The sequence below is a fragment of the Kitasatospora sp. NPDC058492 genome (genome assembly GCF_042720685.1).
Classification (GTDB): Bacteria; Actinomycetota; Actinomycetes; order Streptomycetales; family Streptomycetaceae; genus Kitasatospora.
The window spans coordinates 104,343-116,191 of record NZ_JBHXMU010000020.1; the positions used below are offsets into that span (position 1 = coordinate 104,343).

Genomic DNA, 11,849 nt, shown 5'->3' on the forward strand with positions numbered 1-11,849 from the left:
CATAATATGCCGTGATCCGAAGTGCTGAAACCACACGTGCGGGTGAAGGTGGTTAAGACATGACCAAAAGCCTGGCCAACCGGAGCATTCATGGTCGGTTCGCCAGGCTGTCGGGTCGGTCGACGGAGTGTCAGGCACCCCCGGTGGAATCGCGGTCGGTCCGCCAGCGACGGGCGGCCCTCAGCTGGACGTGGACGGCGGGTTCATCCAGCCCCATCAGCGCGGCCGCAGCGTCCGGTTCCAGGCCGAGGAGCTCGTGCAGCAGCGCAGCATCGGCGACCCGGTCGGGCATGACGCGATGGAGGGCATCCAAGGGGGAGGCCGACGCGTCCTTGCGGGCCAGGGTGACGGCCTCGCACAAGGCCCGCCAGGTGAAGGCTGCAGGATCGTCGCGCAGCGCCCACGCCCAGTCCGCCTCCGTCCTGCGCAGAACGAGCGCAACGACCTGCTTGGCGAGGCCGGCGTCGCCCAGGCGTGCCCACGCGTACATCTCGTAGTGACCGTAGTGCAGTTCGACGAAAGCGGCGTAGCCGACAGGGGCTAGCGACACGAGGGCTCCGTTCGGCGTCGATGTCGGGAGGAACATGCCCGGCCGCAGCCACGGGGGCGCGAAGGCGCGCACGGGGGCGCAAAAAAGGGTGAGCGCGGCGGCCGGTCCGGGTGCCCGCAGGCACCCGGACCGGCCTGCGGGGGCAGGCTCAGAAACCGCGGACCCAGATCCACTCAAAGCCGGTACTGCGGCACATCCTCAGTACACCGAGGATCAACGCCGTGCGCGCCCACTCCGCCTCAACGGGCGACAGAACCGCCCACGTGAGCACCAACGGGGCGAGGGCTGCGTGCAGTTGTACCGCACCGCGGATAGCGCGCACCCCGCGCAATCCCGCGAAGGGGCCGCCGCCCCTGATAGCGTGGGCGAACACCTCGGGCAGAGCCCGTCCAGGAGCAGGTCGGTCATACATAGGTAGGCGTACCTCCATGGCTGGCCTGACAGCCTCGTCCGGTGGTGATGACACCGGGCGGGGCAACCCCCGTGCGGGGTAGGGCCGTTGCGAAGAACGGTAGCGCGCCGACCGGTAGCCGGTCGCCCTGGAAGGCCCCACGCAATCCTCCCCGTTTCGCCGGACACACTGACGCCGAACAGGGAGCCGGTTCCACATCAAACTGATCAAAAACGGTCACAGGAGGATTCCGCCCCGAAGCCCCAGCTCTTCTCCGAGAATCCGACCACCATCGCTGGCCCGACGGTGATCTCCGAACACTCGGGGCCTGCCAGTAACGCACACCTGGCAAGATCCGAAAGAGGGGCCCTAGCGCACGCTGCGTCGCACTGCCTGATCAGCGCGGCGCATGTTCTGTTCCATCAGGTCCAGTCCGGCGGCAACGTCTGCTCTGGTGACCTGCCACCAGCCGGCCCGGTCGTAGATCCACCAGGATTCCCGGTACCGGGCGAAGTCGCGGATCGTCTCGCTGAGGTGCCGGGCCGTACCGTCTGCGAGGGCAGCGTCCATGGCGGCGTGGCTGAGGTCGGCCAGCAGGCCCGCGTCGGTGTTGGTCATCGCGATCCCCCTCACGGCCGGATGTTCGGCTGGATGGTGGGGGTCTGCTGTACCGGCGGCGGTTGCAGGAGTGGCGCCGGCTCGACGCGAGCGGTCGGCGTGGTCGCCCTGACGTCCAGACTCGTCTTGGGCTCCGCGGCAGGGGTGCGGGTGGCGATCCCGATGTCGGAGAAGTCGGTGGCGAGCTTCGTTCGGATGTCCTCGGCCAGGATCTCTCCGGAGAGTTCGACGGCGGCTCCGACGACGACGGCTGTGGTAGCCAGCCGGGTGAGGTAGTCGGGGCGTTCCTCGACGCTCACCTCCACCGTCACCTCGTACGCCTGGGGGGCCTGCTGGTAGACCTCCCACTCGACGGTCAGCTGGTCGACCGGGTCGTCCCGCTCAGCGACGACCACGATGGCCTCGTAGACCTCTCGGCGCGGGCCTTCTTCGAACACCTCGGGGTACAACCAGCTGCTGACCTCCCTGACCTGCTCCGGGTGTTGGAGAAGCTCTGCGAGCACGGCGTCCTGGCGCTCAAGACGGACGTCGACCCGGACTTCTTGCTCTCCGGATGTCCTCGCCCGGGGCTCGTACGGTGCGGGGGCCGGCTCGTTGATCCTGGCCACCGGAACCGCTTGCTCGGTACTCCGCATCGCCTGGGCGAGGCGGTCGAGCACCGGGTCCGGCCCGCGCAGGCCCGGGGCGGTCGTCCGGAGCCGGTCGACGTGAAGGGCGAGGTCTCGACGGACGGCGGCCTCTTGGACCATGCGGGCGTAGCTGGCGATGTTGCGGGGCTGCGGTGCGGCGTCGGCGAGGCGGCGCAGGTAGTCGGCGTTGACTCCGCTGATGGCCGTGCGCTGAGCGATCAGCTCCGGAAGCTGGGCGGCCGACGCCGTCGGGGCGCTGGTGCGCGACTCGATCAGCGCGGCCATCAGGGCGCGGTGGGTGGGGTGGGCCATGCGGTCGGGGGTGAGGTAGGCGATGTCGTCCAGGCGCTGGCGGTCGCGTAGTGCGGCACCGATGACGGCCTGCTCGGCGCGGAGCGCGAGTTCGGGGTGGGTCATCGGTTCGTCCTCGTTCCGGTGGTGGCTTCGCGGTAGCGGCGTGCAGCGTCATCGGCGGCGGCCATCCGGGCGGCGGCGTCGTCGAGCCGTTCCAGCAGTTCCTCGTTGACGACGCGCAGCCAGGCCCCGTCGATGTCGACGGCCCACCAGGCGTCGGCGAATCGCACGTACTCGGGGATGCCGGGGCTGATCGGCGTGGCAAGGCCGCGGGACCGGGCATCGTCCATCTGGGCCGCGGTGAGCCGGTCCGGACTGCCGGCTTCGGCGGTGTCCGTGTGGGCGGCGAGCAGCTGGCTGGGGATGCCGGCCCAGGCGTCGGCGCCAGCCCAGCGTTCTTGGAGGTCTGGGGAGTCGGCGGCCCGGAAGTCGGGGGTGCGGTGCCCGGTTCGGCAGGCGGTGGCGTAGACGGCGGTCGCGTTGGCCACCACGGTGCGCAGCTCGGTGTGCCAGTAGCGGGCTGCCTGGCCCACCTGCTGTTCCGGGGCGGCGCCGTAGATCTCTTCCCGCCAGACCTTGAGCGCCCACAACTCTTCGATCAGTCCGGGGTGTTCCGCCCAGCACTGCGGCAGCCTCGATTCCACGGCCAGTTCGTAGCGGTCGTGGAGCCAGGTCACCCAGTCGCAGAGGCCGCCCCAGGCCGCGATGCGTTCGGGGCCGGTCATGGTGTGCCACTCGACCAGCCGGGTGCGGGGGTTCGCCTCGGTAGCGGCCGGCTGGGTGCCGGTGGTCGGCCCGGGGGTGGCGTGGCGCCCACGGGAGCGTCGGATGTGGGTGCGCGGGCGGTGCTTGACCCTGCCGATCGGCGTGATCGTGGGCTCGGTCATGGCTGGTCCTGGAGCTGGGCTGGCGGGTGCGGGCTGGCCTCGGCGGGATTGTCCGGGTGCCCGGTGTGCTGGTGCCTCGTGTCCGTACGGCGGGCGGCCGATGCGGCGTTCCAGTCGGCCATCACGAGGTGCACGGCGGCGTCGAGTGCTTCGATCGACGTGCTCGGGGTGAGCATGAGCCGCCGAAGGTAGGCGGGGGTGTCCATGGTGTCGACGACCAGTTGCGCAAGGCGGGGCGACAGCTCTTCGGTGTTCTGGCGCACACGCTCCTCGACTGCGGCGGGGGTGACCGGTTCCGCGGCGGCGTGCAACGCAAGCATCGCCTCGTAGATGCCGTAGCGGACGTGGGTGGTGAAGGTGTCCACCGGCACCCACCTGCCGAAGTCGTTCAGCTCACGCGGGCGCTGGGTGAGGTAGGCGAGCACCAGGTCCTCGTGGTCCGCGCGCGCCGGGCGCCAGTCGCTGAGGGCCACGAACGGGCCGTCGGTGAGCGCGCGGTGCTCGGCCCAGTCGTCCGTGGCCCACGAAACGGGGACGATCTCCTGGTAGCCGGGGCTGAACACGGAGATCACCGGAGCTCCGGTGTGGTCCTCTCCGGCGTGGTAGAGCGCGCCGTCGATTCCGCGCACCGGCCCGCTCCATCGCAGGGTGTAGTCGGTCGGGGGCTCGGGGCGGCGGAGCAGGCCCTGGTGGTGCCGCTGGTCGAACCGGGACTCCCAGCGCCGGTCGGCGTCGGTGCGCGCCTCGACGTGGTGCCCGCTCCATGCGGGTCGGGGGGTCACGCGGCGGCCTCGATGGGGTCGAGTTCGCCCGCGCGGTACCGCTTCGACCACTCGTTGCTCTCCTCGTAGAGCTTGCGGTCGGGGCTCTCGTAGTGGCGCTGCATGCGGACCTTGGTGATGGGGGTGGTGGCGTGGATGACCAGGGCCTCGCGCTTCTCCTCGTCGAGGGTGCGGATCTCGTCGGGGGTGACGGTCTTGCGGTCCTGGAGGGTGGTCTGCATCGTGGTGCCCTGAGCGCCGCTCTGGTAGGTCGTCAGGGACTCGCGGTAGATGCCGGCTAGCTTGGAGAACTCTTCGAGTTCGTCGCCGCCGAGGCCGCCGAGGGCGATCTTGACGGTGGAACTGCCCCAGAGCATCTCCGCCCCCTCGCGCCCCCACGTCTTCCTGGCCTGGGCCATGTTCTGGAGTACGGCGACGGTGAAGATGCCCGAGCCGCCAGCGAAGGACATCAGGTCGGGGAGGTTGGGCAGCGGGGTGACGTTGGCAACCTCGTCCAGCAGTGCTCCCAGCGGCGGATCGAGTCGGCCCCCGGGCGACCGGTCGGCGAGGCGCTTGGCGGTGCCGAAGACCTCGGAAACGAAGGCGGAGATCAGGGGGGCGAGCGCGGTGGCCTCTTCCTTGTCCACCAGCAGGTAGATGGTGCCGTTGCTCCGCAGCCAGTCCTCGATGTTGATGCCGTTTCCGGCCCTGGGGACGAAGGTGGCGCGGGCCAGCGGCGAGAACAGGGGTGTCAGCGCGGTCTGCACGGTGGCGAAGAGGTTCGCCCTGGTGTCGCCCGGGTTGCGGTAGAGGCCGTCGAGCATTTCGGCGACGCCGGGCTCGGCGCGGCGGGACTCGGCGAGCAGCTTGATCGGTTCCTCGATGTGGGCGTTGAAGCCCCAGCGCAGGACGTCCTCCATGCTGCGGCCGGTGATCGCCGCGGCGTGCAGCCAGCCGGCCAGCAGGCTTGTCGCGGTGGCGCCGAAGAAGCCGGCGCCGGAGGAGTCGGTGGTCTCGCTCTTGCCGATCTTGACCATGAGGTCGGCCCGCTGCATCGCCTTGCCGAAGTCCTCGCAGCCGCTGGTGGGTGACCACTGCACCTGGTCCGGCCAGTCGACCATGCCGGTCGGCACCATCGCCAGGGCGGGACCCCGGCGGCGCCGGATCAGCGCGGTCGCATCCAGCACGTCACCGCGGACGCTGGTAATCAGCATCGGGCCGTGCCACGCCTTGATCCACGGGATGATCACCTGGCTCGTCTTGCCCTGGCGCGGGGCGGCCAGCATCAACACCGAGTTCTCGACGGCCACCCACAGCAGCATCCCCGCCAGGGTGCGACCGAGCGTCACCGCGACGTCGGCGGCGGCGATCCGACTGCCCTTGAGGGAGGGGCGAACGATGGGCCCGCGCTTCTCGACCGCCTTGGCGGACAGGGTCTTCGACAACTGCGAGGCGGAGGCGAAGCCGCGCACCGAGCGGGTGCGGCGCAGGCGGCGCACGGCGAAGGCGCCTGCGGTGAGCATCCCGCTGGCGACGATCGCGGCGGCGACGGCGAAGCCTGCCGGCCCGGGCAGGTCGGAGCGGACCGGCTCGGGCCAGGCTGCTCTCGGGTCGTCCAGGTGGTGGGGGATCTGTTTGGCGACGGCGAAGGCGTCGCCGAACGGGACGGCCGGCCAGGCGGCGTGGGTGATCAGTCCGGCGACCTGGCCGGTTGCCCAGGTTCCCACGGTGACCGTGACCACGACGATGATCAGCAGGACGATCAGGTAGTCCGCGGGGCCGTCCAGCACCGGCCGCCGCGCGACCGTGGCGTTCGAGGCGGAGGCCATCTCACACAGCCATCCGCTCGTTGGTGTAGTACAACTGCCTCTCGACCGGACTCAGAATGGTCTGGACCACATGGCTGGAGTTCCGGCCGATCTTCCAGATCGCGCGGCCGATCTGCTCACCCGACCAGCTGGCGATGTGCGCGCACTCGGTGTCGGTCAAGCCGATCACGTCGCGCGTCATGGCCAAGGGCGCGGTGTCCTGGCGCAGGCAGATCCGCACGTCGCAGCTGGAGATCAGGTTGCGGGCGATGCTGACCTCTTCGCTGCCCTGGGCGCCGACCGCCTCGAAGTCGGACAGCCGGTGCGTGCTCAAGACCTGGATGGTGCCCTGGGCTCGCGAGAGCCGGAGGTCCGAATCGAGCTTGCGAATCATGGCCGGCACGCGCATCGCGCGCCACAGCTCGTCGCGTACGACCAGGCGTACGGGCCCGCCCGGCTCGTCGATTGCGGCCTGGCCCCAACTCGACACACAGGCGAGAGTCATGGCCACGGTCTCGTCGCCGCGGCCGTCGATCCGGGACAGGTCGACGGTCTGGATCGGCGCGCCGAAGTCGGGTCGAACGGTGGTGGGTCCGTCGAACAGGCCGCTGAGGGAACCTCGGACCATGTTGCCGAGGGCGTCGGCGGCCGGGCGGATCATCTCCCGCAGTTCGGTCACGTCGGTACCGCGGACGCGCAAGTCCTGGGCCATCTCGGGCAGCGGGTCGCGCAGCAGGGCCCAGACCTGCGGGATCGTCGGGTCGGCGAGGTGGCTGGCGCCGGTGGCCTGGCCGGAGGCGTGCTGGATGGCGAGGGAGAGGGCGGCTTCCTCGGTGGGTGTGAGGTTGCGGCCGAGCCGCATGACCAGCAGGGAGGAGAGCAGGGTGATCCGGCGGCGGTGGACTTCGTCCAGGCGCTCGCGCAGTTCCTCCGGGTCGGTGGGCAGGTTGCTGCCGAGCGGGCCGGCGTCCAGCGGGTTGAGCCTGTTCCGCAGCCCCGGGCCGAGTTCGACCGGCTCGACGCCGAACGCCCTGGCGAGCCCGGCGTACTCGTTCTTGATGTCGCCCAAGATGAACGATCGGACGCCGTAGGCGGCCAGGCGGGTCACCAGGGCCTTGATCGTCGCGCTCTTGCCGGTGCCGGGGACGCCGGTGATCAGCAGGTTGGGGTTGGTGATCAGCCCGCGGTGGAGCCACTCGATCGGGTGGCAGGCGAAGGCGCCGCCGGACAGGCAGTCGACGCCGATGTAGGCGCCGGCTGCGGGCATGGAGGCGCCGTAGAGCCAGGGGTACAGCCCCTGGACCTGGCCGGTGCCGCCTCGGAAAACCGGGACCTGGGGCATCCTCGGTGCGCGCCCGGCGAACGGGCGGGCGTAGCCGCGACGGGGCGCGACGGGTTCCCGGCGCTGCTTCGGCGCCTTCCGCGCCGCAGGCTTCGGCGCCACCGGGGCCGGGCGGCCGAGCACGTCGGTGAGGTCGAGGACGGGGAGTTCAGTGGCGGGTCGGCGACGGAACATCACGCGGCCCGCTTCTTGGGCAGGCCCATGCCGACCGGCAGCGCGCCGACGGCGAACCCGATGTCCTGGGTGAGCCACATCCGCTGGAGCTCGATGCTGCCGCTGTTGGCGTCGGCCAGGATCTCACTGCACGCGTCTTCGAGGTCTGCGGGGTCCGTGACGGTGACGGTGCAGTACGCGGTGTAGCGGACGGTGCCGTGGCCGGCGGCGCGCTCCTGGTCCTGGGCCTCGGCGCGGCGCAGTGCCTGCTTCTCGTGCTCCGGGATGATCTGGCCGGTCTTGTGCCGCATGCTGACGGCGACTTCGCGGGCGGTGCGCTCCTGCATGATCTCGCGCTCGGCGGCGCGCGGGCTGCGGGGCTCGATGTGCATGTTCAGCGTCCGGCGGTACTTGCCTTCGCCCAGCAGAGGAGCAAGGGCGGTCGAGAACACCTTGTTCTTCGGCCAGCTGTTGACGGAGAAGGTCACCGACACCGCTCCGTCGTGCTCGTACCGGCCGCGCCAGCTGTGGGCGGCGGACGGACCGGCCGCTGCCGGGTCCACTCCTGCCTCGAAGGGGACCTCGTCACCTCGGAGCACGGCGGCGGTGGCCGCTGCCCGTCGCTCTGCGAGCATCCGGCTGGAGTCCGGGTCGAACGCGGTCCTCATGACCTCGGCCAGTTCGCGGGGGTTGAGCCAGCTCTCGACCTGGAGGTCCGCGGAAGCGATCGAGGATGTCATGGCGCGAAGGTTGCGGACCAGGACGGCGGCGGCTCCGGCGTCACCGCCGCCCGCCGCCTTGATGGGGCCGGCGGCACGGGCTGCGGCCATCGTGATCGCCAGGTACGCCTCCCGCTGGCTGGTGGCCAGGGTGGCGGTGGACAGCAGCGACTTGGTGACATCGACCGCGACGGCGGGCGCCTCGGTGGCAACGTGGTCGCTGTGCCAGCGCTGGAGAGCGGCACCGGATTCCGGGACGATGCGCTGGAGCGCCTGTATTCGGATGATCGGATTGCCCTCGGTGCACTGGGCTTTGAGCAGCGCACCCCAGCTGGCAACCCGCTGGTCGCGCCTGATGGAGTCGGCCAGGCCGATGCCGGGGAAGCGCACCCGGGCGACCGCCGTGTACGTGCGGTCGAGCTGGTGGTGGATCACGGCGATCGGGGCGCCGCTGCCCCCGTCCGCTTCGAGGATCGCCAGCGGGGCGAGGATGCCCGGCAGGTCCATCTTCGGTTCGTCCGTCTCGGACGTACGGGGCGCGAAGGCACCGGAGAGGAAACGATTCTGCCCGCGGAAGCGGAGGATTTCGTAGGACACTGCGGCGACCGCCCATTCATCGACCGTACGGCCGGCGATCCGGACGAACGCGAGTAGGAAGAGGACAAACGACAGGGGCCAGGTCACAACTCCGGCCTGGACGTGCGAGATTGCGAACGGCCAGATCACCGCGAGGACACCGGCGCCGACCATCGCGGCTCGTTGGGCCGAGAGGCCGAAAAGGAAGGCCACTCGCTCTTGCTGCCACCCGAAGTACGTGCGGGTGGGAGCGGTCTCGGTGCTCATGACTTGTCCCCTCCTTCGGAGTGGTCAGGGCGGGTGGTCTGGGCAGGGGGCTCGACCGGGGCGGCCTGGGCCCGGGGCGCACCGGGGCGGTCCGCCGGGGCTGGTGCGGGCGCGGTGCGCTCAGGGGCAGGTTCGGGCCTCGGATCAGCCGTGGGTCGGCTGGCCTGGAGCGGTGCGGCCCCGGAGGCGGACCGGCTCGCGATGGCCGGGGCCTGGGCGGGCACCGCAGCGCCGGATGCGGACGACGCCCGTTCGGGCCTCGGGCCAGCCGTGGGTCGGCTGGCCTGGAGCGGTGCGGCCCCGGAGGCGGACCGGCTCGCGGCGGCCGGGGCCTGGGCGGGCACCGCAGCGCCGGATGCGGACGACGCACTTCCGGGCTGGGCCTCCCGAAGCGGGGGGCCCGGTACGGGACGCCCCTGAGGCGTGGGCCCTGCCGGGGAATCCGCGCCCGCCGACGCACCGGCGGGCGAGCCTGCGGGTACCGGGGGCATCTCGATGGTCGGTGGGTCGCTCCGCGGAGAACCGGCGACCGGCAGATCCGGGGTGATGTCCCGGAGCGCCTGCTGGTGATCGGCTTGCGGGCTGGCCGGTCCCGCTTCGGCCTGCGGCTCCTGTTGGTCCGACCAGTCCGGCGTCGGCTGGTCTGGCAGCAGCCCCCCGGCGGTGGGCAACGGTGCGCCAGCGTGACGGTTGACGTACCCGGCTGGCTGCGCCGCGTACGGGTTCGCGCCCTGCACCCCCGCGTGGCCGGCCATCTTCTCCATGCCTCCGGCCAAGGAGTTGACCGCCTGCTGCGCGGCCCGGACTCCTGCGGCGGCGATCAGCCCGGCCGGGCCCGCTGCGGCACCGGATCCACTGGCCGCAGCGCCTCCGGTACCTCCGGCACCTCCGGCGGCAGCACCTCCGCCCTTGCCTGCGAAGCTGCTCATCGTGCGGCTGGCGCTCTCCTGCCCGAACGAGTCCGGGGAGGTGCCGGTCGCCGGACCGCCCGGGGCGCTCAGCCGACCTCCGGCGAAGCCGAGCAGTGCGGCGAGACCGGCGCCGCCGCCGACCTGGACCGACGCAAACGTAAAGAAGCGTGCGATGGCTGGCCACGCCAGGGCCGCGAGCAGCAGGATGAGCATCCCCGACAGGGTCGTCTGGAGGTCCTTCGAGTCGCCCGCGATGTTGAAGCCGAGGGCGAAGACCAGCGCGATGACCGGCTTGAGGATGATCAGCTGGACGGTGGAGGAGACCAGCTTGGACCACCAGCTCTTGGTGGAGTCGGACACCTGCCCCACCGCGCTGATCGGCGAGGTGGCGATCAGCACGGCGATCGCGGCGTTGCGCAGCAGCATCTCGAACCAGAGCACCAGCGTCAGCAGGATGCCGATGATGGCGATGATCAGCAGGAGCGAGGCCGCGGTCCCCGGCGTGTAGGAGACCAGTTTGGCGATCTTGTCGCTGAGCGCCTGCTGCCCGCCGAGCGAGTTGTCGACGATGTACTTGGTCAGTTCGTCACTCGCCACCAACGCCGTGGAGGAGACGATCAGCGTGAGCATGAACGCGAGCGCGGCCTTCCCCACGCCTACGGCGGCGGTGGCCAGTGGGCGGCCGTCGTGGGTGATCACCGTACGGATGACCTGGACGATGACCAGCAGGCAGGCGACGAGGCCAGCGATGCCGAGGGATATCGCGTAGACGCTGCGTATGCCGTTGCTGGCGAGGTCGACGGGCGGGATCTTGACGAAGGCCGTGGCGAACGTCTTGAGCAGCTCGGTCGCGGCGTCCGCGAAGCTCTTGCAGATCGACTCCCACGCGCCGCTCGCCACGTTGGTGGCGGCGTCGCCCGCGAGGCTCCCGAGGATGGTGTCGCTGGGTCCGGGGATGCAGTCGAGGGGACTGGTCAGGCCGCAGGGCATGCGGGCCCCCTGGTGGTGCTGGTGACCATGATCGTTATCGCTTCAGTTCCTGCCAGCCCTTGGCCGAGGCTTGGGGGCTGCCCGGCTCGGCGATGAGGCTGGTGTAGTCGGTGGTGGAGTTGCCCGAGGGGGCGGGGATGCGCCAGTCGGTCGCGGACCAGGTGAGGTCGAGCGGGTAGGCGCCCATGCGGGTCTGCATCCCGGTGCCGGGCACGCTGGTGGTGTAGGTGGCCAGCAGCAGGACCTGGACGTTGTCGGGGCCGACCGAGCGCACCTGGTACTCGACGGGCGACAGGACGACGGAGGTGCCGGGCGGCAACTGGCCGCTCGTCGGCAGGCCGAGCCCCTTGCGGGTGGCGACCGGTCCCTTGGCGAGGACGTCTGCGGCGTTGGACCAGGAGTCGACGGCGACGAGCCGGGCGACGGCCGCCGCGCGGTCGGGTTCAAGGGTGGAGCCGAGCTGGCGCCAGTACTCGACCGCCGCCGAAACAGCACCTACCGTGGAATGCGGGTAGCCCACCTGAACCCCGTTGACGAGGCGCTCTCCGCGGACGAGCTGGAGCGGGCCGGTCAGCCCGGGGGCGGGCGACCCGGTGGAGTCCACACCGGTGACCGAGCCCGGCGGCGGGATGGCGGCCGGCGGCGTGAACACCTTGGGCCCGCGGGGCTCGCTTCCGGACTCGATGGCGACCCCGATGGCGACGAAGGCGAGCAGGCCAACGACACCGAGGAGGAGCAGCGGCAGAATCCGGCGGCGGGGGCGGTGGTCGAGGAACTGGTTCATGGCGTGGTCTAGGCCCAATGCCAGTGACTTTGGTGTGTCTGTCTCGTTGGTTGTGGTGTGGCGAGGGTGGGGCAGGTCAAGTCGTGTGCGGGTGAGCGGTTGTCGGATC

Annotated in this window: 10 protein-coding genes; all 10 read right to left on the reverse strand. The window is 70.9% G+C overall.

All coding sequences use genetic code 11. The annotated features are described in order from the left end of the window. Window positions 1-130: 130 nt before the first annotated feature. The 10 genes from ACFWPI_RS16010 to ACFWPI_RS16055 all read right to left on the reverse strand — a co-directional run bounded on the left by ACFWPI_RS16010 (window position 131) and on the right by ACFWPI_RS16055 (window position 11,740). Complete coding sequence (locus ACFWPI_RS16010; RefSeq protein ID WP_380375984.1) at window positions 131-550, reverse strand: hypothetical protein; 420 nt, start codon at window positions 548-550, stop codon at window positions 131-133. Between the two features lie 760 nt (window positions 551-1,310). After that, window positions 1,311-1,559 (reverse strand): hypothetical protein, encoded by a 249-nt coding sequence (locus tag ACFWPI_RS16015; protein WP_380375985.1) that lies wholly within the window; start codon window positions 1,557-1,559, stop codon window positions 1,311-1,313. A gap of 11 nt (window positions 1,560-1,570) precedes the next feature. Then, window positions 1,571-2,605 (reverse strand): DnaB-like helicase N-terminal domain-containing protein, encoded by a 1,035-nt coding sequence (locus tag ACFWPI_RS16020; RefSeq protein WP_380375986.1) that lies wholly within the window; start codon window positions 2,603-2,605, stop codon window positions 1,571-1,573. Next, the gene (locus ACFWPI_RS16025; protein ID WP_380375988.1) at window positions 2,602-3,429 is read right to left on the reverse strand and encodes a hypothetical protein; all 828 of its coding nucleotides are present in this window, start codon (window positions 3,427-3,429) and stop codon (window positions 2,602-2,604) included. Before ACFWPI_RS16025 ends, ACFWPI_RS16020 begins: the two co-directional genes overlap by 4 nt. After that, entirely contained in the window at window positions 3,426-4,211 is a 786-nt protein-coding gene (locus ACFWPI_RS16030; protein ID WP_380375989.1) for a DnaB-like helicase N-terminal domain-containing protein, read from the reverse strand. The genes ACFWPI_RS16025 and ACFWPI_RS16030 overlap by 4 nt, the downstream gene beginning before the upstream one ends. After that, window positions 4,208-6,019 (reverse strand): type IV secretory system conjugative DNA transfer family protein, encoded by a 1,812-nt coding sequence (locus tag ACFWPI_RS16035; protein WP_380375991.1) that lies wholly within the window; start codon window positions 6,017-6,019, stop codon window positions 4,208-4,210. The genes ACFWPI_RS16030 and ACFWPI_RS16035 overlap by 4 nt, the downstream gene beginning before the upstream one ends. A gap of 1 nt (window position 6,020) precedes the next feature. Then, window positions 6,021-7,514 (reverse strand): VirB4 family type IV secretion system protein, encoded by a 1,494-nt coding sequence (locus ACFWPI_RS16040; RefSeq protein WP_380376002.1) that lies wholly within the window; start codon window positions 7,512-7,514, stop codon window positions 6,021-6,023. Then, a complete protein-coding gene (locus ACFWPI_RS16045; RefSeq protein ID WP_380375993.1) occupies window positions 7,514-9,055 on the reverse strand; it encodes an SCO6880 family protein in 1,542 nt (513 codons plus the stop codon). The genes ACFWPI_RS16040 and ACFWPI_RS16045 overlap by 1 nt, the downstream gene beginning before the upstream one ends. Then, on the reverse strand, window positions 9,052-10,956 hold the full coding sequence (locus ACFWPI_RS16050; protein ID WP_380375995.1) for a conjugal transfer protein TrbL family protein: 1,905 nt from the start codon (window positions 10,954-10,956) through the stop codon (window positions 9,052-9,054). The genes ACFWPI_RS16045 and ACFWPI_RS16050 overlap by 4 nt, the downstream gene beginning before the upstream one ends. 34 nt (window positions 10,957-10,990) lie before the next feature. Further along, entirely contained in the window at window positions 10,991-11,740 is a 750-nt protein-coding gene (locus ACFWPI_RS16055; protein ID WP_380375996.1) for a hypothetical protein, read from the reverse strand. Window positions 11,741-11,849: the final 109 nt, after the last annotated feature.